At 66.5% G+C, this 24,011-nt stretch carries 20 protein-coding genes; 10 read left to right on the top strand and 10 right to left on the bottom strand.

What is annotated here, in order from left to right:
• Nucleotides 1–43: 43 nt before the first annotated feature.
• Nucleotides 44–673: a TIGR03086 family metal-binding protein gene (locus CWS39_RS21410; protein ID WP_199178240.1), complete on the top strand. Its 630-nt coding sequence runs from the start codon at nucleotides 44–46 to the stop codon at nucleotides 671–673.
• Here CWS39_RS21410 and CWS39_RS21415 read toward each other — a convergent pair.
• The gene (locus tag CWS39_RS21415; protein WP_102144924.1) at nucleotides 650–1,654 is read right to left on the bottom strand and encodes a PHP domain-containing protein; all 1,005 of its coding nucleotides are present in this window, start codon (nucleotides 1,652–1,654) and stop codon (nucleotides 650–652) included. The genes CWS39_RS21410 and CWS39_RS21415 overlap by 24 nt on opposite strands.
• A gap of 158 nt (nucleotides 1,655–1,812) precedes the next feature.
• Here CWS39_RS21415 and CWS39_RS21420 point away from each other — a divergent pair, with 158 nt between their 5' ends.
• From CWS39_RS21420 to CWS39_RS21435, 4 genes are all read left to right on the top strand, one after another.
• Nucleotides 1,813–2,256 carry an EspA/EspE family type VII secretion system effector gene (locus CWS39_RS21420; protein ID WP_102144925.1) on the top strand — a complete coding sequence of 148 codons (444 nt, stop codon included), beginning with the start codon at nucleotides 1,813–1,815 and terminating at the stop codon, nucleotides 2,254–2,256.
• Nucleotides 2,257–2,679: 423 nt separating this feature from the next.
• On the top strand, nucleotides 2,680–2,934 hold the full coding sequence (locus CWS39_RS21425; RefSeq protein WP_102144926.1) for an ESX-1 secretion-associated protein: 255 nt from the start codon (nucleotides 2,680–2,682) through the stop codon (nucleotides 2,932–2,934).
• 183 nt (nucleotides 2,935–3,117) lie between these two features.
• On the top strand, nucleotides 3,118–3,588 hold the full coding sequence (locus CWS39_RS21430) for a secretion protein EspD (RefSeq protein ID WP_102144927.1): 471 nt from the start codon (nucleotides 3,118–3,120) through the stop codon (nucleotides 3,586–3,588).
• Between the two features lie 122 nt (nucleotides 3,589–3,710).
• Nucleotides 3,711–5,051: a hypothetical protein gene (locus CWS39_RS21435; protein ID WP_142386902.1), complete on the top strand. Its 1,341-nt coding sequence runs from the start codon at nucleotides 3,711–3,713 to the stop codon at nucleotides 5,049–5,051.
• Here CWS39_RS21435 and CWS39_RS21440 read toward each other — a convergent pair.
• Nucleotides 5,048–5,731 (bottom strand): potassium channel family protein, encoded by a 684-nt coding sequence (locus CWS39_RS21440; RefSeq protein WP_102144950.1) that lies wholly within the window; start codon nucleotides 5,729–5,731, stop codon nucleotides 5,048–5,050. The two genes, CWS39_RS21435 and CWS39_RS21440, sit on opposite strands and share 4 nt — an antisense overlap.
• A 150-nt stretch (nucleotides 5,732–5,881) precedes the next feature.
• On the opposite strand from CWS39_RS21440, the gene CWS39_RS21445 reads away from it, so the two are divergent.
• Complete coding sequence (locus CWS39_RS21445) at nucleotides 5,882–7,387, top strand: potassium/proton antiporter (RefSeq protein ID WP_102144929.1); 1,506 nt, start codon at nucleotides 5,882–5,884, stop codon at nucleotides 7,385–7,387.
• 124 nt (nucleotides 7,388–7,511) lie between these two features.
• Here the strand turns inward: CWS39_RS21445 and istB are convergent, their stop codons facing one another.
• From istB to istA, 3 genes are read right to left on the bottom strand one after another with little or no spacing between them, the layout of a single operon-like run.
• Nucleotides 7,512–8,297 (bottom strand): IS21-like element helper ATPase IstB, encoded by a 786-nt coding sequence (gene istB, locus CWS39_RS21450; protein WP_102144930.1) that lies wholly within the window; start codon nucleotides 8,295–8,297, stop codon nucleotides 7,512–7,514.
• Nucleotides 8,294–8,578: a hypothetical protein gene (locus CWS39_RS21455; protein WP_102144931.1), complete on the bottom strand. Its 285-nt coding sequence runs from the start codon at nucleotides 8,576–8,578 to the stop codon at nucleotides 8,294–8,296. The genes istB and CWS39_RS21455 overlap by 4 nt, the downstream gene beginning before the upstream one ends.
• Before the next feature lie 2 nt (nucleotides 8,579–8,580).
• Nucleotides 8,581–10,095 carry an IS21 family transposase gene (gene istA, locus CWS39_RS21460; protein WP_102144932.1) on the bottom strand — a complete coding sequence of 505 codons (1,515 nt, stop codon included), beginning with the start codon at nucleotides 10,093–10,095 and terminating at the stop codon, nucleotides 8,581–8,583.
• 227 nt (nucleotides 10,096–10,322) lie between these two features.
• Between istA and CWS39_RS21465 the strand changes: the two genes are divergently transcribed.
• Complete coding sequence (locus tag CWS39_RS21465) at nucleotides 10,323–11,177, top strand: LLM class F420-dependent oxidoreductase (RefSeq protein ID WP_102144933.1); 855 nt, start codon at nucleotides 10,323–10,325, stop codon at nucleotides 11,175–11,177.
• 370 nt (nucleotides 11,178–11,547) lie between these two features.
• Here the strand turns inward: CWS39_RS21465 and CWS39_RS21475 are convergent, their stop codons facing one another.
• From CWS39_RS21475 to CWS39_RS21485, 3 genes are all read right to left on the bottom strand, one after another.
• Nucleotides 11,548–13,014: a glutamate synthase subunit beta gene (locus tag CWS39_RS21475; RefSeq protein WP_102144934.1), complete on the bottom strand. Its 1,467-nt coding sequence runs from the start codon at nucleotides 13,012–13,014 to the stop codon at nucleotides 11,548–11,550.
• Entirely contained in the window at nucleotides 13,007–17,587 is a 4,581-nt protein-coding gene (gene gltB, locus CWS39_RS21480; protein ID WP_102144935.1) for a glutamate synthase large subunit, read from the bottom strand. The genes CWS39_RS21475 and gltB overlap by 8 nt, the downstream gene beginning before the upstream one ends.
• Before the next feature lie 423 nt (nucleotides 17,588–18,010).
• Nucleotides 18,011–20,062, bottom strand: coding sequence for a heavy metal translocating P-type ATPase (locus tag CWS39_RS21485; RefSeq protein ID WP_199178239.1), 2,052 nt, complete (start codon nucleotides 20,060–20,062; stop codon nucleotides 18,011–18,013).
• Nucleotides 20,063–20,126: 64 nt separating this feature from the next.
• On the opposite strand from CWS39_RS21485, the gene CWS39_RS21490 reads away from it, so the two are divergent.
• Genes CWS39_RS21490 through CWS39_RS21500 form a run of 3 tightly spaced genes read left to right on the top strand, consistent with a single transcriptional unit; the run spans nucleotide 20,127 to nucleotide 22,468 of the window.
• A complete protein-coding gene (locus tag CWS39_RS21490; protein WP_102144953.1) occupies nucleotides 20,127–20,930 on the top strand; it encodes a PaaI family thioesterase in 804 nt (267 codons plus the stop codon).
• 10 nt (nucleotides 20,931–20,940) lie between these two features.
• Nucleotides 20,941–22,329, top strand: a complete 1,389-nt coding sequence (locus CWS39_RS21495; protein WP_102144936.1) for a chloride channel protein — start codon at nucleotides 20,941–20,943, stop codon at nucleotides 22,327–22,329.
• A 7-nt stretch (nucleotides 22,330–22,336) separates the two neighbouring features.
• Entirely contained in the window at nucleotides 22,337–22,468 is a 132-nt protein-coding gene (locus CWS39_RS21500) for a hypothetical protein (RefSeq protein WP_431306163.1), read from the top strand.
• Here CWS39_RS21500 and CWS39_RS21505 read toward each other — a convergent pair.
• Together CWS39_RS21505 and CWS39_RS21510 are read right to left on the bottom strand one after the other, a co-directional pair.
• Entirely contained in the window at nucleotides 22,465–23,031 is a 567-nt protein-coding gene (locus CWS39_RS21505) for a Dps family protein (RefSeq protein ID WP_102144937.1), read from the bottom strand. The two genes, CWS39_RS21500 and CWS39_RS21505, sit on opposite strands and share 4 nt — an antisense overlap.
• 65 nt (nucleotides 23,032–23,096) lie before the next feature.
• Entirely contained in the window at nucleotides 23,097–24,008 is a 912-nt protein-coding gene (locus CWS39_RS21510; protein ID WP_102144938.1) for a DNA-3-methyladenine glycosylase family protein, read from the bottom strand.
• Nucleotides 24,009–24,011 lie beyond the last annotated feature (3 nt).

A 24,011-nucleotide genomic window follows, 5' to 3' on the forward strand; every position in this document is an offset into this window, starting at 1 on the left:
TGACAGATGATATGCAGACACATATTATCTGCATATGCAGATCATTGATGAATCGACCGATATTCGCCGGGAGCACCGGACTGCCGTGCTGGCTTCCGTGGATGTGGTGAATACCGTGAAGCATGCCGACCTCGCGCTCCAGACACCTTGCGCCGGTTGGGATCTCGCCCGGTTGCTGACACACATGACCGCGCAGCACCGAGGATTCGCGGCCGCCGCACGCGGCAACGGGGCCGACCCCACCATCTGGGAAGAGGCGATGTGGGCGGACGCGGTCGCGACCGATCCTGCGGGCGCGTACGCGGCCGCTGCCGCCGACGTCCTCGACGCATTCGCCGCCGAAAACATGCTGGAGGCGATGTTCACCCTGCCCGACTTCGGACCCGACGCGAAAATCCCTGGCGCGCAGGCGATCGGATTCCACTTCGTGGATTACGTCGTGCACGGCTGGGACGTCGCCCGCGCGCTCGGCGTGCCGTTCACCCTGCCCGACGACGTCATCGCCACGGCACTGCCAATGGTTCTTGCCATCCCCGACGGGGACATCCGCACGTCAGAGAAATCGCCGTTCGGCCTGGCCGTCGCGGTCCCGGAAGGGGCCGACGACCTCGACCGCATTGTCGCGCATTTGGGACGCACACCCGGGTGGTCAGGAGGCCGTCCACTCCAATAGCTTCTCGGCCGACCAGGTGTTGACGATGCGCTCCGTCGGCACGCCGGCGTCCAGGGCCCGCTGCGCGCCGTAGCCGAGGAACTCCAGCTGCCCGGGTGCGTGCGAATCGGTGTCGATGGCGAACAGGCAGCCCATCTCCAGCGCCAGGTTCAACAGGCGGGTGGGCGGGTCGCGGCGCTCGGGCCGCGAGTTGATCTCGACGGCGGTGCCGCTGTCGCGGCATGCGGCAAACACCTTCTCCGCGTCGAACTTTGACTCCGGGCGGATCCCGCGATTGCCACTGACCAGCCGCCCGGTGCAATGGCCGAGGACGTCGGTGTGCGGGTTCTCCACTGCCTTGATCATCCGCCGGGTCATCGAGGGCGCGTCCATCGCCAGCTTCGAATGCACGCTGGCCACTACGACGTCGAGGCGCTCGAGCAGCTCGGGTTCCTGATCCAGCGAGCCGTCCTCGAGGATGTCCACCTCGATGCCGGTGAGAATCCGCATCGGGGCGACCGTGTCCCGTAGCTCGTCGATCACGTCGAGCTGTTGGCGGAGCCGCTCCGGGGACAGCCCGTTGGCGATGGTGAGCCGCGGTGAGTGGTCCGTCAATGCACAGTACTCGTGGCCCAATTCCCTTGCGCTGAGCATCATTTCTTCGATCGGCGCGGAGCCGTCCGACCAGTTCGAATGAACATGCAGGTCGCCCTTGAGCGCGGCACGCAGGTCGCCGCCGCCGAGATCCTCTGCTGCGGAACGTAATTCGACCAGGGCATCCGGTTCTCGTCCGGCCCACGCCTGGGCGATCACCTTCGCGGTCTTGGGCCCGATGCCGGGCAGCGACTGCCAGCTGTTGGCGGCGCCGTGTCGTTCCCGTTCGGCGTCGCTCAACCGCTCGATAATGTCGGCGGCGTTGCGGTAGGCCATCACCCGCCGAGGATCCTCGCGCGCCCGGTCCTTGTAATAGGCGATACGGCGCAGCGCGACGACGGGGTCCATGACTCCAGGGTATGCGTCATCACATATGGGCCGTGGCTGCCTACTCCCAGTCGAAACGGCCTGCGCAAACCTGTGCCGCAAAGCTCGGCCATGCGAATTCGTGTCGTTCCCCCCTTAAGGCGTTGGTACGCTGACCAGCGTCGAAGGGGTTAAGCAGCATGGGGCTATTGGACGACGCGCTAGATTTCATCAAGCGCCGCGCCGAAGATGTCCTGGGCGTGAAGTGGGACAAGGGACCAGGAATCCTGGATAAGGTCTCGGTTCTCAACGAGTTCATTGGTATGGCGGGTTCGCCAATCCTCGCGGCTGCGCAAACTGCGATCCGAGGAATGAAGGCCACGACGGGGTCCGGCGAACCTGAGGACGGCGAGGCATTCAAGAAATCTTCGGACTTACTCGATGAGGCGGCGGACCTCGTCATCGCCGCTGATCCAAAGAGCGACAGATGGGACGGCACGGCGTCGGAAACATACGGGAAACAAATCTCACTCATCGACGCCACGTCTATGGCGTTGCCCACGCTGACCAGGAGATCCAAAGGATCGTCAGCGACCAGGCCGGCCAGGTTGTCGGCACCCGCAAGGATCTCGATGATCAGCTGAAGTTCCTCTCCGACTTTGACACGTCGACATCGTGGCTGAACTTCGTTCCCGGCGGTGCAGCGGTCAAAGCGACCATGGATATGGCTACCGCGGCTGCAGCATTAGCGGTGTCCCAGAACACAATGCGCACTCTCGTTTGGAACTCTTTGCAGAACGCGGGGAAGATACGCGACCAGCAAGGTGCATACCAGGCCGCGGCCGAACAGGAGTTGCCTGCAGGTGATGCATGCGCGCCGTTCGTCGATCCGCGTATCGACATGCAACCTGGCCATCGACCCGGCCGCCTAGATCCGGCAGAACCATACGTCGTTCCCGAACCTGAGGGGCCGACCGTCGAATACCCGCCTGCTACGCCACTGCCCGCGCCCGCGCCGCCGAGCGGGCCCGCGCCCCGGTAATACTTCAGACGAGAAGGGGGAAACGATGTCGGCTCAAGAACAAAACCTCAAGGTCCTAACAGACCACATTCGCGATCTGGCAGGTAGGCAACAAGCAGCGGCCGGACGAATCAACGTCTCGGGTGATGCTTTAAGCGGAGTCGCCGACAACATGTGGAGCACGCACGGCATAGCGTGTGCGGCAACCAACATGGCAGTGTCGGGAGCTGAGACGGCCCGCGAGACTGCAGGAAACCGCTTGTACAAAGTATCTGTTGAGCTCTCCGAGAATCTCAACTGACCGGAAAATGCGTAACTGATGTGCCTGGTGGTGCTGGTGAGGCGAATTTTCACGCCTACGAGGCGTCCCCTGAAGGAAAAGTAGAGCTACGCAGCAGATAACTACGACAACGTCGACTATCGAGAAGGCCGCAACATCGACGCTTGCGGACTATGAGATGGCGTCGGCACGGGGCACGACACCATGGGCGATGACATCTCGGGGCGAGATCCCTGGGAAGAGGACGACGACCTTGCAGACGGCGATGAGGGCTCCGTCCTGGATGCGTTCGAAATATTCATGCCGGCCGATGAGTTCGACGATGCAGATGACGCCATACTCCCGCCGCAGTACACATTGGCGAACCCACAGAGAACAGTGTCTGTAACAGTGTCGCTCGATGGTCGGGTCGTCGGAGTCGAGTTGTCACAGCAAGTCGACAGTATGACCGAATCACAACTGGCTGAAGAGATAACGGTCATCGCGCGACTGGCCCAGCAGCAGGCGCGTGCTACTCAGCATGCGCTCATCGCACTGTTCATGTCTGAACTCGGAAATGACTCGGTGATGACGCGCGGGTTCCTAGAACACGAAGTCAGCTTGCCGTCACCAGAAACCGCCAACGTGGAACTAGCGCGTGTATTCGCCATTCGCTACTCGGACGACTACCGATGACCCACTGGCCGGGATATCAGCCAGCACAAGAGAATCCTGTCACTCAGGGCGCCGGCCTTGAAATACGTTCACGCAGACGTCGATGGTGGACACTTTTCGCAGCCGTCGCTGCTGTCGTCCTCGTGGCTACAACCGGCATGTACTTCATCCATCGGGTCCGCAGTGCGGACGATGGTCGTATCCTGCGCGAGTCTCTGCCCCCGCAGAACTTGCTGTCGTCTTCGATGCGACGACAACCGGTACCCGGGTGGCGGGCTGGCGCGGCACACCTCGGATTGCCCGAGGGCAGCATCATCGCAGCAGCGGATCGTTCGCAAACGGCATTCGTCGGATCCCTCGATGAGCGGGGGTACTTCCTGGCCGGAAGCGCCACCACTCCGACCCCTCACTGGTGGTTGGTCGGACTCGACATGCGAGATGGGCACCGGTTGTTTGCCCCCGTTCCCCTGGGCAACGCGACTAAAGGCCCTGAATGCTTCCTCAACGGGCCGACGGCCCTGCTATGTCTCGCTGACGACGCGCAGACCGCAACGGCGTGGGTGATCGACGCAGACACCGGCTCTGTGTCCTTCACCGGTCCGACTGATTTACGCCTGCGTCCACCGCGGCTCGCCGTCAAGCAAGTGGGGATTTTCGCTGTCGCCGAAACGGAGGACGAGGGCGTCTACGGTGTGGGTGCGAAAGCCGAGGCGACGTGGTTCGTGCCCGGCGATGGAGCCGTCTCAACCCCACTGATTCCCAACATCGGCACTGCGCCGCAAACGATTGCTACGCAGACTGCGGCATCCGGTCGGTCGGAGACTAAAGTTGTCTTTTCGCTCTCCGACGGTGCGATAATCACACCCCAGGTGGGCGAGGACGTCCGCACACTCGGCGCCGTCGTTTACCCCGGCGGCTTCGCGGTCGAATTGATTGGCGGCGAAAGTCGCTCAAAGGCAGCAAGTCCCGACGGGATTGGTTTTTTCGACACCACCGGCAAGCGATTAGGTCAGACGCAGGATTCGGGGAATCTCGCCGCTAATTCACCGGACGTCGCGGTCGTGGTGTCGTCGCCGGAGTCGCGTGTATATACCGCCAACGGTCGTCCGATTGCACAGATTCCGGACTTTGAAGTTCTGTCGGGTGCTCGGGTGGTCGGCACCCGGCTGTTCGTCGACGAGTCGGAGAGTCCGTCCTTCCCGCGCTGGCAACAATACGACCTACTCACTGGCGAGAAGGGCAACGCGTGCGAATTCGACATGGGTTTCCGGTATCTCGGAACCGATGGCTCCGTCGGCGTGTTCAAGGTCCTCAATCCGGATGCCGGACTCGTCGCCAAGGCCGTAGACCTCACCAACTGCGAAACCGCATGGACGCTTCCCGCTGAAGTCCGTTCGGCGGCAACGATATTTCGGGTAAGCAACACCTTGGTGCAGTTGTCCGACGACGGAACAGAACTTTTCTCCTTGGTCGCGCCAGCTTAGCCATTACCAGGAAGCGGTGGCACGGCGGCGTGCACAAGCGCCCTGACCTGATTCTCGACTGCGCCGCCGGAGAAGAACAGCATCTCGTCGCCGGCCTTGAGCACGTCGTCGGGCTGCGGCAGCAGCACCTCGCCGTCGCGCAGCACGATGGCCAGCGCGCTGTTGGCGGGCAGTTTCACGTCGCGCACTTTCTGCCCGACCAGCGGATTGTCCTCCGGCAGCGTCAGTTTGGCCAAACTCACCTGACCTCGGCGCAGCTCCATCAATCGCACCAGGTGCCCGATGTCGATCGCGCCCTCGATCGCGGCGACCATGGCGACCGGTGTGGAGACTGCGACGTCGACGCCCCACGCCTCGGTGAACAGCCATTCGTTGCGCAGGTCGTTGACCCGTGCCACCACCCTGGGCACCCCGAATTCGCTCTTGGCCAACAGGGCCATCGCGAGGTTCGACCGGTCTTCACCGGTCGCCGCGATCACCACGTCACACGTCTGCAGCCCCGACTCCTCCAACGCGGACAACTCACACGCGTCGGCCAGCAACCAGTCCGCGTCGGGCACCGCGTGGGGTTCGTAATGCCGGGGATTGCGCTCGATCAGCAAGACCTTGTGGCCGTCGCCCAGCAGTTCGAGGGCGACGGACCGCCCGACCGCCCCGGCCCCGGCGACGGCAACCCGCATCGTCCGCCGGTCGAGATGCTGCGCATTCTCGTGTCCAGCGGATCGACGCCTGATGCGGAACACCATGTCATCCTCGCCTACGCCACGCCATCCGACCACCGCCCTGGTACTGGTTTACTGACAGACCATGCCGGCCTGAGCGGGGATGCCATGACGATGCAGCAGCTGTACCTGACGCTGCTCGCAGCTGGGCTGGTGCTGCTGGCGAGCATCGTGGCCACCCGCGTCGCCAGCCGCGTCGGGTTGCCGAGCCTGTTGCTGTTCCTCGGTGTGGGCGTCGCCGTCGGCGAGGACGGGCTGGGCTTCGACTTCGACAACATCCTGCTCGCCGACCATCTCGGCACCGTGGCGCTGGCCATCATCCTCATCGAGGGCGGTCTGACGACGCGCTTCGCCGATATCCGGCGCGTATTGGCGCCCGCCGGCGTGCTGGCCACTGTCGGCGTGGCGGTCAGCATGCTCATCACCGCCGCCGGCGCGCATCTTCTGCTCGGAATCAACTGGCAGCTGGCACTTCTGCTCGGCGCGATCGTGTCCGTCACCGACGCGGCCGCGGTGTTCTCCGTGCTGCGGGTGGTGCCGTTGCCGCGGCGGGTGGCCGGGCTGCTCGAGGCCGAGTCGGGGTTCAACGACGCGCCCGCCGTAATTCTCGTGCTGATGTTCAGTGCGGTACCGCTGGAGCTGTCCCCGGTGCACGCGCTCGGTCAGTTGGTCTACGAGTTGGGCGTCGGCGCCGCCATCGGTCTGGGCTGCGGTGTCATCGGTGCGATCACGTTGCGCCGCATCGCACTTCCCGCGTCGGGCCTGTATCCCATCGCGACGTTCGGCTTCGGCATGGTGGCCTTCGCCGCGGCGGGCACCGCGCACGCCAGCGGCTTCCTCGCCGCGTACCTGGCCGCGGTGGTGCTGGCGAATGCGGGTCTCCCCCACCGCTCGGCCACGAGGTCGTTCGCCGAAGGGCTCGGCTGGCTCGCCCAGATCGGGCTCTTCGTCCTGCTCGGCCTGTTGGTGGACCCGAGCGAGCTCCCCCGCGAGCTGGTACCCGCGATCGTCGTCGGCCTGGTGCTGCTTCTGCTGGCGAGGCCGGTGTCGGTGTTCGTGTCGCTCATCGGTTTTCGAATGCCCCGATGGTCCCTGCGCGAGCAGGTTTTCCTGTCATGGGCCGGGCTGCGCGGCGCGGTTCCCATTGTGCTGGCGACGTTTCCGATCGTGGAGGGTGTCCCCGACAGCCACCGCCTGCTCAACATCGTGTTCATCCTCGTGGTCGTGTTCACGCTGATCCAGGGGCCCAGCCTGCGTCCGCTCGCGCACCGACTGGGACTGATTCCGCGGGAGGCCACCCGCGAGATCCAGGTGGAGTCGGCTCCCCTCGACGTCCTGGAGGCCGAGCTGTTGACGATGACGGTGTCGCCGCCGTCGCGCTTGCACAACGTAACGGTGCTCGAACTTCGGCTCCCCGATCCCAGCGTGATCACGCTGATCATCCGCGACGGGCACACCTTCGTGCCGCAGCCTGATACCCGCATCGCACACGGCGACGAACTCCTTATCGTCACCACCACGAAGACACGGGCCGCCGCCGAACGACGCCTGCGCGCAGTGAGCCGCCGCGGCAAGCTCGCCTACTGGTTCGACGAGTACGGCGAACCCGACTGATTTCGGCCAATCAGGAATTATTGTCAAGGGACATGAGAAGTTGCCCGGTGGCGGTCATGAGAACTGCCCGCTGGTGGCCACGAGATCTGCCCGGTCGTGGCCACCAAACGTGCCCGGGTGGTGGTTAGGTCAAGGCGTTCACCCCCTTGCCGGCCATGGCCTGGGTGAGACGCACGCTCTCGCCGCTGGTTTGGCAGATGTGGGCGTGGTGCAGGAGCCGGTCGACGGTGGCGGTGGCCAGGGTCTTGGGCATGAGCTCGTCGAATCCGGCCGGGTGAAGGTTGCTGCTCAACGCGATTGAGCGTTTCTCGTAGGCGGCATCGACGAGCCGGTAGAGCCCTTCGGCGGCGTCGGCGCCGACCGAGAGCAGCCCGATGTCATCGACCTCGATCAGGTCGGCGCGCAGGATGCGGCCGATGGCCTTGGTGACGGTGTCATCAGCGCGGTGCCGACGCACCAGCGCACCGAGAGCTTCGAGGCTGAACCATGCCACGTGCAGCCCGGCTTCGACGGCTTGCTGGCCCAGGGCCTCGAGCAGGAAGGTCTTGCCGGTGCCCGAGGGCCCGCAGACCACCAGGTTCTCCCGGCGGTGGATCCATTCCAGGGTGCGCAGCGCGGACTGGGTGGGTGCCGGTATCGACGACAGCGCCGGGTCCCAGGCGGCGAAGGTTTTGCCGGTGGGGAACCCGGCGCGAGCGCGGCGGGTGGCCAGCGCGGATCGGTCCCGCCCGGAAACCTCTTCGGCCAGAAGCGCTTTGAGCACCTCGGCGGGGTCCCAGCGTTGCGCCTTGGCGGTGGCCAGCAGCTCGGGGGCGGCGCGGCGGATATAGGGCAGCCGCATCCGTTTGAGCAGCCGCACCAGCTCGGCATCCAGCGGCGGCGCCGATGGTGTGGGTGTCGTGGTGCTCATGGCTGGCCCCGATCCCCGTCGAGCAGTGCGGCGACGCGCTCGGCGATGTGGCAGAGGAACCATGCGGTTTTGTCGGTGCCGCGGTAGCCGCCGAAGAACCGGTCGAAGTCGGCGCGGGTGTGCTCGTCGGCGTTCTCGAGCCAGCCGGCGAGCTCGCCGATCAGCCATGCCCATTCGAACAGTTCCCCGGCCGCCACGCCGATCAGCTGGTCGGGGTCGTCGGTGCCGTCGGTGTTGAGCATGATCGATGTGGTCTTCGATGAGATGTCGAGGTAGGCCATCGTCAGTTGGCCTCCTGCTCACCGAGCTTGGCCCAGGCGCCGGTGCCCTGGGCGAGGCTGTTGTGCTCGCCCGCGCACGCCGGCTGCGCTGCGTTGCGGTGGTCGGGGTCGCCGGCCTGATGGGCCAGGATGGCGGCCAGGTCGCCGTGCCCGAAGCGGCCCGCGGTGGCGGCCTGCCCGAGCGCGCGGTCCACCGCGGCGGGGTCGTGCAGCGCGGCCAGATCGACGGCCTCGGCCATCTTGGCCCGGATCCGTGAGCATCCCGCGGCGGCGGCCTCGGTCAGCCACAACTCTGCGCCCCCACCCAGACTCAGGAACTGTTGTTCGGCAACAGTTGTCGGGCGTGGAGTGCGCTGCAGTGGTCCCTCCGGTTGCGGCGGGAAGTGCGCGTCGTCGATCCGCGGGTTACCGGGGGTGGTGCGGGCGTGGCGGGCCACCTCGACTGGGCCGGCGTCGCCGACATGGGTGATCACCACCTGCTCGGCGTAGGGCCGCACCCACACCGTCTGCCCGGCCAGGGTGTGCGGCACCGAATACGAGCCGTGCTCGAAGGTGATCATCGGGGTGTTGGCCGGCACCGTGCGGGTCACCCCGAACGCCGCGGTGTAGGGGTGCTCGGGCAGCGGGTGCAGCCGGGCGCGTTCCTCGGCCAGCATCTCGGCCGGGACGCGACGCGTCACCCGATGCGGGCGCGTGTTGACCTGCCGGCAGAACTCCGTGCACGCCTGTTCAAGCTCGGTGAAACTGTCGTACTCCGGCAGCAGATTCGCCGCGGTGGGCACCAGGTCGGCCTTGGCGATCTTGACCGCGTTCTCGCTGCCGCCCTTGCTGGCCGGATCGGCCGGCACGCAGGTGGCGATTGTCAGCCCGTAATGGCGGGCGAAACCCAGCATCTGGGCATTGCGCACCGGTATCCCCGCGACATGCTCGCTGGTCACCGTCTTCTCGTTGTCGGTCAACCCGTAGGTCGGCACGCCGCCGAAGACCCGCAGCGTCTGATCGATCGCGGCCATCACCGACGGCAGAGTCTTATCCAGCAGCGCCAGCACCACCCTAAACCGGCACCACGCCAGCCACGCGCAAAACAACTGTGTGCCAACACCATTCACGCGTGGGCCGTCACCGAAATCGTATTGGAACCACATCCCCGGCTCCGGGATCCACGGCCGATGCACCCGCCGACGCCCGGCCCGATACGCCGCCTTGACCTGCGCGACCGCCCGCCGGGTGGTGCGCTCAGAACCGGTGTATCCCAACGCGATCAGCTTCTCGTGGGCCACATCGGCGCGGACCTTGCCACGCGAACGCTCGACCCACTCCTCCAGCTTCTCCAGATACGGATCCACCAACATCTCCCGCCGCGCCGGGCGCCCCGGCGCCAGCTCGCCGCGCTCCCGCGCGGCCACATACTCGGCGACGGTGTGATGCGAACACCCCGCCAGCTCCGCAGCATCACGAAACGAACCGGTCAAGTCATAGGCTTCCAGAATTTCCATGATCTCCTCGGCAGACTTCACTCATCCCCTCCTCGGGAACTGAACAACGGTTGGCGCCGTTCAGCGCACCCGAGGAGGGGCCCCGCACCCCGTAGGCGCGCGGGACGAACAACAAGTCAGGTGGGCAGATCTCGTGACCGCCAGCGGGCAGTTTTCATGACCGCCAGCGGGCACTTATATGGCCGTCACTGGGCATTTTTCCGTGGCCGCCGACAAATTATTCAGCCGACGCGACTAGTTTCCGAAGTGTGCGCTTCGCCTTCAAAACCTCACCGCAGAACACCACCTGGGCCGACATGCTGGCCGTCTGGCAGGCCGCCGACGACATCGACATCTACGAGTCCGGCTGGACCTTCGACCACTTCTATCCGATCTTCTCCGACTCCACCGGCCCGTGTCTGGAGGGCTGGATCACGCTGACGGCGCTGGCGCAGGCCACCCAGCGGCTACGCGTCGGCGTGCTCGTCACGGGCATTCACTACCGCCATCCCGCGGTGCTGGCCAATATGGCGTCGGCGCTGGACATCGTCTCGAACGGACGGCTGGAGCTCGGCATCGGCGCCGGCTGGAACGAAGAGGAATCCGGCGCGTACGGCATCGAACTCGGCAGCATCAAGGAACGCTTCGACCGGTTCGAAGAGGCCTGCCAGGTGTTGATCGGCTTGCTGAGCCAGGACACGACGACGTTCGACGGGAAGTTCTATCAATTGAGGGATGCCCGCAACGAGCCGAAGGGCCCGCAGCAGCCGCATCCCCCGATCTGCATCGGCGGCAGCGGCGATAAGCGCACGCTGCGCATCACGGCGCGCTATGCCGACCACTGGAATTTCGTCGGCGGGCCGCCCGAGGAGTTCGCCCGCAAGCGCGAGGTGCTCAAGGCCCATTGCGCCGACATCGGTCGTGATCCGAAGGAGATCACGCTGTCCGCGCATGTGCGGCTCGGTGAGGACCGCGATTACGCCAAGGTGGTCGACGAGGCCGCCGCGCTGGGCGCCGAGGGTCTGGATCTGGCGATCATCTACCTGCCGCCGCCGTATGACCCAGCGGTGCTGGAGCCATTGGCCGAGGCGATCAAGGATTCGGGCCTGGTAACGGTTCGATAACGGTCAGCAATCAGCTAGCTACGCCGCGTGTGAGGTGTCAATGCCGGTCGATCGAATCGTTAGACGCCGTAGCGAAGTAGCTCGTCGGCGGTGATCAGACGTTCGTTGCGGGCCGGAAATTCGCGGCTCTTTACTGGATGACGGAACAATGACCAGGCGATTCGACCCACCCGTGACCGGGTTAGCGGGTTGATGTACACGGTGATCACTCCTGCGGTTTGGCAATAGCTGAACCTAAGCCCTACGTTACCGCAGAGCTCTCATGAAGTCATTAGAAACCTGGAGCCCGGCAAACAGTGTTAGGCGCGCCGACAAATCATCTGATGTTTTTCATGAGGCTGCAGTGACGCAAGGGGTTTGATGAACGCCCCTACCGCTGCGGCACCGCGGTGGGTTTGATCGGCGCCGGAAGCGCCGTCCGACCCATCAGATACCGGTCGACGGCCGACGCCGCGGCCCGGCCCTCCGCGATCGCCCACACGATCAGCGACTGACCCCGGCCCATGTCGCCGGCGACGTATACGCCGGGCACCGAGGTCGCGAAGTTGTCATCGCGCGCGACGTTCCCGCGGTCGGTGAACTCCACACCGAGATCGGTCAGCAGACCCTCCCGCTCCGGCCCGACAAAGCCCATCGCCAGCAGCACCAGGTCCGCGTCCATCTCGAAGTCGGTGCCCTCGACCTTGACGAATTTGCCGTTCTCCATGCGCACTTCGTGCCCGCGCAGGCCGACGACATGCCCGTCGCGCCCGAGGAACTCCTCGGTGTTGACGGAGTACACCCGCTCGCCGCCCTCCTCGTGCGCCGAGGACACCCGGAACATCAACGGGTAGACGGGCCACGGCGTGGATTCCGCGCGGGTGTCCGGCGGTCGCGGCATGATCTCGAACTGGTGCACGCTGACGGCACCCTGGCGGTGCACGGTGCCCAGGCAGTCGGCGCCGGTGTCGCCGCCGCCGATGATGATGACCTTCTTGCCCTTCGCATGGATGGGCGGCAGGCCTTCCTCGTCGACCACCGGATCGCCCTGCTGTACCCGGTTGGCCCACGGCAGGAACTCCATCGCCTGATGGATGCCGTCCAGCTCGCGACCGGGGATCGGCAAGTCGCGCCACGCCGTCGCGCCGCCCGCGAGAACCACCGCGTCGAACTGGCTCCGCAACTCCGAAGCGGTGATGTCGACGCCGACGTTCACGCCGGGCCGGAACTCGGTGCCCTCGGCGACCATCTGCTCCAGCCGACGGTCGATGTGGCGCTTCTCCATCTTGAATTCCGGGATGCCGTAACGCAGGAGACCGCCGATGCGGTCGTCGCGCTCGAACACCGTCACCGAGTGCCCGGCGCGGGTGAGCTGCTGCGCGGCGGCCAGGCCGGCGGGGCCGGACCCGACGACGGCGACGGTCTTGCCGGTCCGCACGTTCGGCGGCAGCGGCACCACCCAGCCTTTGTCGAAGGCGTTGTCGATGATCTCGACCTCGATCTGCTTGATCGTGACCGGATCCTGGTTGATGCCCAGCACACACGACCCTTCACACGGCGCCGGGCACAGCCGCCCGGTGAATTCCGGGAAGTTGTTGGTGGCGTGCAGCCGCTCGATCGCGTCGCGCCAACGGTCGGTGCGCACCAGATCGTTCCACTCGGGAATCAGGTTCCCGAGCGGGCAGCCGTTGTGGCAGAACGGGATCCCGCAATCCATGCAGCGGGTGGCCTGCTGTTGCAGCTTGTCGTGGGAGAAGTCTTCGTAGACCTCTTTCCAGTCGCGCAGCCGCAGCGGGACCGGCCGCCGTTGCGGGGTCTCGCGTTGGGTGTACTTGAGGAAGCCGCTGGGATCAGGCACTGGCAGCCGCCATGATCGCTTTGTCGACGTCCTCGCCCGTTACTTTGGCCTGGGCGATCGCCTGCAACACCCGCTTGAAGTCGCGCGGCATCACCTTCACGAAATTCTTCAGCTCATTCTCCCAGTCGGCGAGGACGCGTTGTCCCACAGCCGAATCCGTGGCATCGACATGGGCCTGGATCATGCCCCGCAGCCACTCGACGTCCTCGTCGTCGAGCGCATCCAGGTCCACCATCTCGGCGTTCAGGTTCTGCGGGAACGTGCCCGCGGGGTCGTAGACATAGGCCACGCCACCGGACATGCCCGCCGCGAAGTTGCGGCCGGTGGCTCCCAGGATGACCACCTTGCCGCCGGTCATGTACTCGCAGCCGTGGTCGCCGACGCCCTCCACAACAGCGTGCGCACCGGAGTTACGCACCGCGAAGCGCTCGCCGACCACACCGCGCAGGAACATCTGCCCGCTGGTCGCGCCGAACAGGATCACGTTGCCCGCGATGATGTTTTCCTCGGCGACGAAGTCGGCCGGCGCGTTATCCGACGGGCGCACCACGATGCGACCACCCGACAAGCCCTTGCCCACATAGTCGTTGGCGTCGCCGTACACCCGCAGTGTGATACCCCGCGGCAGGAAGGCGCCCAAGCTGTTGCCCGCCGAGCCGTCGAACGTGATGTCGATGGTGCCGTCCGGCAACCCTTGGCCACCATAGGCTTTGGTCACCTCGTGGCCGAGCATGGTGCCGACGGTGCGGTTGGTGTTCGCGATGGTCGTCGAGAAACGCACGGGCGTCCCCGAATCCAGGGCCTCGCGACACATCACGATCAGCTGTTGGTCGAGCGCCTTGTCCAAGCCGTGGTCCTGGCTGGAGCTGCAGTACAGGTCCTGGTTCATGAACGCCGACTCGGGCTCGTGCAGCACCGGCGACAGGTCCAGCTTGTAGGCCTTCCAGTGCTCGGCGGCCTTGGTGGTGTCCAGCGCGCCGACCTGGCCGACCATCTCGTTGACGGTGCGGAAGCCCAACTGCGCCATCATTTCCCGGACTTCCTCGGCGATGAACATGAAGAAGTTCTCGACGAATTCCGGCTTGCCCGTAAAGCGCTCACGCAGCACCGGGTTCTGGGTGGCCACCCCCACCGGGCAGGTGTCGAGGTGGCAGACCCGCATCATGATGCAGCCCGACACCACCAACGGAGCGGTGGCAAATCCGAACTCCTCGGCGCCCAGCAGCGCCGCGATCACCACGTCGCGACCGGTCTTGAGCTGACCGTCGACCTGCACCACGATGCGGTCGCGTAACCCGTTGAGCAGAAGCGTCTGCTGCGTCTCGGCCAGGCCCAGCTCCCACGGTGCGCCGGCGTGCTTCTGCGACGTCAACGGCGTGGCGCCGGTGCCGCCGTCATGGCCGGAGATCAGCACGACGTCGGCGTGCGCTTTGGACACCCCGGCGGCGACGGTGCCGACCCCGATCTCAGAGACCAGCTTGACGTGCACGCGGGCCTGCGGATTGGCGTTCTTCAGGTCGTGGATCAGCTGTGCCAGATCCTCGATCGAGTAGATGTCGTGGTGCGGCGGAGGCGAAATCAGGCCCACACCCGGAGTGGAATGGCGCACCTCGGCCACCCACGGGTACACCTTGTTGCCCGGAAGCTGGCCGCCCTCACCGGGTTTCGCGCCCTGGGCCATCTTGATCTGGATGTCGGTGCAGTTGGTCAGGTAATGGCTGGTGACACCGAACCGGGCCGACGCCACCTGTTTGATCGCGCTGCGCCGCCAGTCACCGTTCTCGTCGCGCTCGAAGCGGCTGACGTGCTCGCCGCCCTCACCCGAATTCGACCGGCCGCCAAGTCGGTTCATCGCGATGGCCAGCGTCTCGTGCGCTTCGGCGGAGATCGAGCCGTAGCTCATCGCGCCGGTGGAGAACCGTTTGACGATCTCACTGGCCGGCTCGACTTCCTCGAGCGGCACCGGCGGGCGCACGCCCTCCTTGAACTTCAATAGCCCACGCAGCGAGGCCATCCGCTCGCTCTGGTCGTCGACGAGCTTGGTGTACTCCTTGAAAATCGAGTACTGCCCGGTGCGGGTGGAGTGCTGCAGCTTGAACACCGTGTCCGGGTTGAACAGGTGGTATTCGCCCTCGCGGCGCCACTGGTACTCACCGCCGACCTCGAGTTCGCGGTGCGCCCACTCGTCGGGCCGATCCAGGTAGGCCAGCTCGTGCCGGGCGGCGACGTCGGCGGCGATGTCGTCGAGATCGATTCCGCCAGTGGCACAGGTCAGGCCGGTGAAGTACTCGTCGAGCAGCTGCTGCGACACCCCGACAGCCTGGAAGAGCTGTGCGCCGGTGTAGGAGGCCAGCGTCGAGATGCCCATCTTGGACATCACTTTCAGCACACCCTTGCCAGCGGCCTTGACGTAATTGGCCTTGGCCTGGTCGCTGGTCATCCCGGTGATCACGCCACGGTCGACCATGTCCTCGATCGACTCGAACGCCATGTAGGGGTTGATGGCCGCCGCGCCGAAGCCGACCAGGCAGGCCATGTGGTGCACCTCGCGGGCGTCGCCGGATTCGACGACCAGGCCGACCTTGGTGCGGGTGCGTTCGCGGACCAGATGGTGGTGCACCGCCGAAACGGACAGCAGCGACGGGATCGGCGCCATCGTCTCGTTGGATTCCCGGTCGGAGAGCACGATGATGCGCGCACCGTCGCGAATCGCCTCCGACACATTGGCGCGGACGTTGTCGAGCGCCTCTTTCAGACCCTGGCCGCCCCGGTTCACCGGGTACAGGCAACGGATCACGGCGGCCCGCATCCCGTGCTTGTGGCCGCGGACCTCATGATCGGGGTCGACGCAGATGAGCTTGGACAGCTCGGCATTGCGCAGGATCGGCTGCGGCAACACGATCTGGCGACATGAATCCGGCGTCGGGTTCAGCAGGTCGCCCTCCGGGCCGACGGTGCCCTGCAGGCTGGTCACCACCTCTTCGCGGATGGCGTCCAGCGGCGGGTTGGTCACCTGGGCGAACAACTGCTGGAAGTAGTCGTAGAGCATCCGCGGCCGCTGCGAGAGCACGGCGACCGGGGTGTCGGTGCCCATCGAGCCGATCGGCTCGACGCCGGTGCGCGCCATCGGCGCGACCAGCAGGTTGAGCTCCTCGTAGGTGTAGCCGAACGCCTGCTGGCGCAGCACGACCCGGTGATGCGGCATGCGCACGTAATCGCCCGGCGGCAGCTCGTCGAGGTGGAACAGGCCCGCCTCCAGCCACTCCTGGTACGGGTGCTCGGCGGCCAGCTCGGCCTTGATCTCCTCGTCGTCGACGATGCGGCCCTGCGCGGTGTCGACCAGGAACATGCGGCCGGGCTGCAGCCGCATCTTCTTGACGACGGTGGACGGGTCGAGGTTGAGCACACCGGCCTCCGATGCCATCACCACCAGGCCGTCCTTGGTCACCCAGATGCGCGACGGGCGAAGGCCGTTGCGGTCGAGCACCGCGCCGATCACCGTGCCGTCGGTGAACGTCATCGACGCCGGGCCGTCCCAGGGCTCCATCAGCGACGCGTGGTACTGATAAAAAGCCCGCCGGGCCGGGTCCATCGACTCGTGGCGCTCCCAGGCCTCGGGGATCATCATCAGCACGGCGTGCGGCAGGCTGCGCCCGCCGAGGTGCAGAAGCTCGAGCACCTCGTCGAAGCGCGCGGTGTCCGACGCGCCCGGGGTGCAGATCGGGGAGATCTTCTCCAAGCCGTTGGGGCCGAACACGTCGGTTTTGATCAACGCCTCGCGGGCGCGCATCCAGTTCTCGTTGCCGGTGACGGTGTTGATCTCACCGTTATGGGCGATCCGGCGGAACGGATGGGCCAGCGGCCACGACGGGAAGGTGTTGGTCGAGAAACGCGAGTGCACGATGCCCAGCGCGCTGGTCAGCCGCTCGTCCTGCAGGTCGAGGTAGAACGCCTTGAGCTGCGGCGTGGTGAGCATGCCCTTGTAGACGAAGGTCTTGCCGGAAAGGCTTGGGAAGTAAACGGTTTCGCGACCGGGGCCGTCCTGGCCGGGTCCCTTGGTGCCCAGTTCGTGTTCGGCGCGCTTGCGCACCACGTAGGCGCGGCGCTCCAGGTCCATGCCGGAGGCGCCGCCCATGAAGACCTGGCGGAATGTCGGCATCGCATCGCGGGCCAGCGCGCCCAGCGACGAGTCATCGGTGGGCACTTCGCGCCAGCCGAGCACCTGCAGGCCCTCGGCCTCGGCGATCTTCTCCACCGCTTCGCAGGCCTGCGCGGCGTCCTTGGACGACTGCGGCAGAAACGCCATGCCGGTGGCGTAGCTGCCCTCCGGCGGCAGCTCGAACTCGACGACCGACCGAAGGAACGCGTCGGGAACCTGCAGCAGGATGCCTGCGCCGTCGCCGGTGTGCGGTTCGGCGCCCTGGGCACCGCGGTGCTCCAGGTTCACCAAGGCGGTGATCGCCTTGTCGACGATGTCGCGGCTGCGACGGCCGTGCATATCAGCCACCATCGCCACGCCGCACGCGTCGTGCTCGAACGCGGGGTTGTACAGCCCTTGTTTACGGGGCGTCATTCCCACCTACCTTTTTCCGCACGCCTTCTCAGAGCTTCTGCATGCAACCGTCGATTGACGGCCCTTTTGAGCGTTAGCCGACTTGGCGGTGGGGGTGCCTTCGTGCAGCACTGAACGACGGCCCTATGCCACTCGCCGCAAGTGGAGAAAACGATATGACAAACACCGCCTGACATGCCAACTTAGTCGAACCTAACTATACTCGCCGGGCGCGACGTGCCGGCTGCCGTCGGCGCGCGCCCGCTGAAGCGGATACCGTTGCCGCCGTTGCCTTTTCAAGGCCGGGCCGGGCCGGGGCGTCGGGTGCACGGCACATGGCGTCTGTTGCCAAGACTCTAATCAAGTTTGCTGTGATATGCGTCTCTACCGTCTTTGTGCTGGTAATCGGCTCATAGCAGCTTTGCGCAAAGCTTAGTCAGATTCTTAGAGAATGGCCGCGACGCTCGCCTCCGGACGCAGATCCAGCCGTCGCAGCAACTGGGCGTTCAGCGCGACCACGACCGTCGAGAGCGACATCAAGATCGCGCCCACCGACATCGGCATGACAAAGCCGATCGGCGCCAGCACGCCCGCCGCCAGCGGCACCGAAATCAAGTTGTATCCCGCTGCCCACCAAAGGTTTTGCTTCATCTTGCGGTAGGACTCGCGCGACAGTTGAATCACCGAGAGCACCGACCGCGGATCCGAGCTGGCCAGGATGACGCCGGCCGACGCGATCGCAACGTCGGTGCCCGCGCCGATGGCAATCCCGACGTCGGCCTGCGCCAGCGCGGGGGCGTCGTTCACGCCGTCACCGACCATCGCCACCTTGCGGCCCTCCGCCTGCAGTGACGTCACCTTGGCGGCCTTGTCCTCCGGCCGCACCCCGGCGAACACCCGGTCGACGCCGAGCTGGGCCGCGACGGATTCGGCCACCGCCTCCGCGTCGCCGGTGATCATCACCACCTCGATGCCGAGCTTGTGCAGTGCGTCGACGGCTTGCTGGGACTCCGGCCGCACCTCGTCGGCAAGCGCCAGTGCGCCCACCACCGCATCGTCGACCAGCACGTGCAGGATGATGGCGCCCTCCTCGCGCCAGGGTTTGGCGTCCGGCAGCTCAGGCGCACCGGCCTCCTGAAGCAACCGGGGCCCGCCGACGCGGATGATGTGGCCGTCGACCGTGGCGGTCACTCCCACGGCGGGCGACGAGCTGAAGTCCGAGGACGACAGCACCGTCACCTTGCGGCGCCGCGCGGCGTCGACGATGGCGCGGGCCAGCGGATGCTCGGAGTCGGACTCGGCGGCTGCCGCCAGGGCGAGCACCTCATCCGCGGGTCGCCCGGTGGTGGCGACGGCCGTCACGGTCGGTTCGCCCTTGGTCAGCGTGCCGGTCTTGTCGAACAACACGGCGTCGACGGTGCGCATGCTCTCCAGCGCCAGCCGGTCCTTGACCAGGACCCCGCCGCGGGCCGCGCGTTCGGTGGCGATGGACACCACCAGCGGGATGGCCAGGCCAAGCGCGTGCGGGCACGCGATCACCAGCACCGTGATGGTCCGCACCACGGCTTCCTGGGGCAGACCGAGGAAGCTCCACACCACCGCGGTGACGACGGCCGCGCCCAGCGCGAACCAGAACAGCCAGCCGGCGGCGACATCGGCGATGCGCTGCGCGCGCGACGACGAGTTCTGCGCCTCGGTGACCAGGCGCTGGATGCCGGCCAGGGCGGTGTCGTCGCCCACTGCGGTCACCTCCACGCGCAGGCCGGAGTCGGTGGCGACGGTGCCGGCGACGACGTCGTCACCGATCCCGCGCCGGACCGGTCGGGATTCGCCGGTCACCATCGATTCGTCCATCTCGGCGGTGCCGTCGACGATCTGCCCGTCGGCGGGCGCGCTGGCGCCCGGGCGCACGATCACGACGTCGCCGACCCGCAGATCGGCCGGGGCGACCGTTTCGGTGCCGCCGTCGGTGACCCGCTCGGCCTCGTCGGGCAGCAGCGCGGCCAGCGAGTCCAGCGCCGACGTGGTTTGCGCCAGGGAGCGCATCTCGATCCAGTGGCCCAGCAGCATGATCACGATCAGCAGCGCCAGCTCCCACCAGAAGTCCAGTTGGTGATCCAGCACGCCCACGCTCGCACCCCATGAGGAGATGAAGGCGACCGTGATGGCCAGGCCGATCAGCAGCATCATCCCCGGTGCGCGCGAACGGATTTCGCTGACGGCGCCGGATAGGAACGGCCGGCCGCCCCACAGGTACATCACCGTGCCCAATACGGGCGAGACCCATCGGGCGCCGGGGAAGTCAGGCAATGGGTAGCCGAGGATCATCGCGAACATCCCCGACAGCGCGACCGTCGGAACGGCCAGCACGAGCATCACCCAGAACAGGCGACGGAACTGGGCGACGTGATCGCCATGGCCGCCGTGGCCCTCATGTTCGCCGCGTCGCGCGTGCTGATCGTGCTCCGCGTGCTGGAGGTGGTCGGTGTGGGTCATACCGGTCACTATATACCCCCTGGGGGTATATAACCACCTCCCGTGGACGCCAGGCTGGGTCGCGATGTCATACCCGCCGAATACCCCGTTGGGCCGATTAGGTGTCGAGACACTCGACGAGAATCCGCGCCGATGCGTGGCGTCGATCCCGGTCGGCGGGCTGGTCAACCCCTTGACCGGCGCGCCCACGATCGCGCCGATGGCGATGCTGGTCGACCATGTCGGCGGCCTGGTCAACCACTACCGCCGCGAGCCCGGCGAGTGGACCGTGTCCAGCGAACTGGCGCTGGAGTTGACCCCGGACGCCACGGCGCTGATCGCGGCCGCGCCGCAGATCCCCGTGGTCGCGACGGGCCGACCGTTCGGCACCAGAGGCGCCGCCGCGCTAGGACTGTGTGAACTCACCCACGGCGGTGAGCTGGTCGCGACGGCAACCGTGAGGTCGTTCTACGTCCGCGCGCCGGAGGACATCGCCGAATGGCGTCCCGCTCCGTCAGCCGCTGCCCCGCCCGCCGGCCTCGCCGAGAAGTTGGCGGTGCGCGTCGCCGAAAGCGGCGGTTCCGCAATGGTTTTGCAGCAGCTGCCCGATCCGGTGCTCAACAACTTGATCGGCATCGTGCACGGTGGCGTGTCGTCCGCCGCGCTCGAGTTGGTGGCGTCGGCGGCAGTCAACGATGGGCGTGCCGATCCGCTGCACACCGCATCGCTGCGCGTCAACTTCCTGCGCCCGTTCCAGGGCGGCACCGAATCCCGTTACGAGGGAACCGCTTTACGCGTCGGCCGCAGCAGCGGGGTGGGCGAGGCGCGGGCCGTCGGCGACGACGGAGAAGTGGCGATCATCGCCCGGCTGACCGCATATTCCAGATAGCATTCGCAGCATGCCCGAGGCAGCCGACGAGCGGGGCGGGCCGGGCGGCTTCATCCGTCGTTCCGGATACCTGCGTAAGTGGCTGATCCTGGGCATCTCGATCGGTGTCATCGCGGGATTGGGCGCGGTGCTCTTCTACCTGGCGCTCGACTACGCCGGCCAGTTTCTACTGGGCTATCTCGCCGGCTACCACATCCCCAAACCTGTTGGCGACGGCGGAGATCCGGGCTCAGCAGGGTTCGATCGGCCGTGGGCGATCCCGTTGGTGGCGTTCGGCGGTGCGCTGGTATCCGCGTGGCTTGTCGCCAAGTTCGCACCCGAGGCGGAAGGTCACGGCACCGACAGCGCGATCGAGGCGGTGCACACCGACCCGCGGTCCATCCGCACGCGGGCGATCGTGGTGAAAACCGTTGCAAGCGCACTGACCATCGGCTCGGGCGGCTCCGGCGGTCGTGAGGGGCCGGCGGCCCAGATCTCGGCGGGTTTCGGATCGCTGCTGACGCGCCGGCTCGACCTCTCCGACGAGGACGGCCGGCTCGCAGTGTCGCTGGGCATCGGGTCGGGCATCGGTGCGATCTTCGGGGCGCCGCTGGGCGGCGCGGTGCTGGCCGCGTCGATTGTCTACCGCGAGGACTTCGACTACAAAGCGCTGGTGCCGGGATTCATCACTTCGGCCACCGCGTATTCGGTGTTCGGGTCGATCCTGGGATTCGACCCGCTATTTGGCTTTCTCGCCGCGGATTTCCGGTTCGACCATCCGCTGCAACTGATTTGGTACGTCGTGCTGGGCATCGTGGCCGCGGGCGTGGGCCTGCTCTATGCGCAGACGTTCTACGGCACCGTCGCGTTGACCGCACGACTGCCCGGCCACAAGGTACTGAAGCCGGCCGTCGGGGGTTTATTGGTCGGGCTGCTGGCACTGGTGATTCCGCAGGTGCTGGCGAGCGGCTACGGGTGGGCGCAGAAGGCGGCCTCCACCGAGGATCTGATGGCGATCCCGCTGTGGATCGTGCTCATTTTGCCGATCGCCAAGATCGTCGCGACGTCGCTGTCCATCGGCACCGGCGGTTCGGGCGGCATCTTCGGCCCCGGCGTAGTCATCGGCGCCTTTGTCGGCGCGGCGATCTGGCGGCTGGCCCACGACATCGGGATGCCAGGGCTACCGGACGGTCCCGCGGTGTTCGTCGTGGTGGGGATGATGGCGTGCTTCGGCAGTGTCGCGCACGCGCCGCTGGCCGTAATGATCATGGTGGTCGAGATGACGGGCTCGTTCTCCGTCGTACCGTGCGCGATGGTCGCAGTCGGCATCGCCTCCCTGCTTGTCTCCCGCACAGATGTGACGATCTATCGGGCCCAGCGCCTCAACCGCGACGCTGCCCTTCCCCGCGGGAAGACGTAAACAGCTCGTGTTCTGGCTGGCACCGCTCATCGGCGCAGTGATCGCCGGCATCGCCTACCCGTATCTGTTCGGCCGGCACGAAGAACTGGCCGAACACCCGGTGCGTGACGACGCGCTGGAGGAGGGTCGGGCCGACTAGGACTTGGTCCCCGCGCCGGCCTTGCGGCGTGCCGTGCTCGCAGCGCTGCGTTCGGTGGACTTGCCCTCGTGGGCCAGCTTCCCACCGGCGTTCTCGAGGTGCGCCCGCACGAACCACTGGAACTTCTCCAGCTCGGCGGCGTGCTCCTCGAGGATGTTCTCGGTCACCGGGTCGAGTTCAGAGATACGGTGTATGGCCTTGCGGGTGTCCTCGATCACGCCGTTGTACACCAGATCCAACGCGGCCAAGTGCGCCTGCACGTTGTCGCGGCCGACGGAGTAGTCGTCCCAGGTGCGGTCCTTGATGATCGCGCCGGGCGTACCCTGCGGCGACTTGCCCAGGGTGGCGATCCGCTCGGCGGCCTCGTCGGCGAACTTACGCACCAATTCGACCTGCGGATCAATCATCTCGTGGACGCCGATGAAGTTGGGCCCCACCACATTCCAGTGGATGTGCTTGAGCGTCAGATGCAGGTCGTTGTACGTGCTGAGCTGCTTCTGCAGCAGGTCGGCGACCTCCGCGCCCTCCTTCTCCGAAAGCCCCGGGATAGTGAATTCGGTCATAAATAGCTCCTTCGCATGATCGGTCCCGCCCGCACGGTTACCCGGGCAGGACCGTCGGTAATCACTCAGAGCGCGCGCAGATTGGGAATGGCTTGCCGGGCGCCGAATCGGGGATTGCGCGCCAGACCGCTGACTTCGAGCAGCCGCACCGCGCGGTGGCGATGCGGGCGCAGCGGTTCCAGCAGCTCCACCATTGCCGCGTCGTCGATCGGCCGTCCCAGCAGGCTCCACCCGATCACCTTGGCCAGGTGGTAGTCGCCGACCGAGAGCGCGTCGGCGTCGCCGAAAGCCCGCTGAGCGGTCTCAGCCGCGGTCCATTCCCCCACGCCGGGCAGCGACGTCATTGCGGCCCGGGCGTCTTCGGGCGTGCGGGTCGCCAGCCTCTCCAGAGCGTCCGCGCGCTGCGCACAGCCGACGACGGTGCGGGCGCGGCCAGGATCGACGTTGGCCCGGTGAAACTCCCACGACGGGATTCGCCGCCACACGTCGGCCGACGGCGGAACCCGCATGTGAGTCGGCGCCGGGCCCGGTGCGGGCGCCCCGTAGCGCGTCACCAGATGACGCCAGGCCCGTCGCGCATCCATGCCCGACACCCGTTGTTCGAGCACCGCCGGGACGAGCGCTTCGAGCACCCGGCCGGTGCGGCCCAGCCGCAGATGCGGCACCCGCTGATGGGCGGCGGCGATGGTCGGCTCGTAGGGCACGAAGCCCGAACGGTCATCGTCGGCGCCGAGCAGCGCCGGCAGCGCTTCGGCGAATTCCGTTGCGCCGCTTCCCCACGCCTCGCAGTCAACGGTGTCGGGAGCCGACCGGGTGATGCGGGCGGTGACGGGCCCGCTGCTCATCAGGCTGGTGCGCCAGATCGCGCCGTCGGGCGCGACGTGGTAGCACGGATCGCCGCGGCCGCGGCGCAACGGCGACAGGGTCAGCGACGGGCTGGCCGGCCCGTCGAAGACCACACTGGCCTGCGCATGCACCGC

The sequence above is a fragment of the Mycobacterium hubeiense genome (assembly GCF_002838065.1).
Classification (GTDB): domain Bacteria; phylum Actinomycetota; class Actinomycetes; order Mycobacteriales; family Mycobacteriaceae; genus Mycobacterium; species Mycobacterium hubeiense.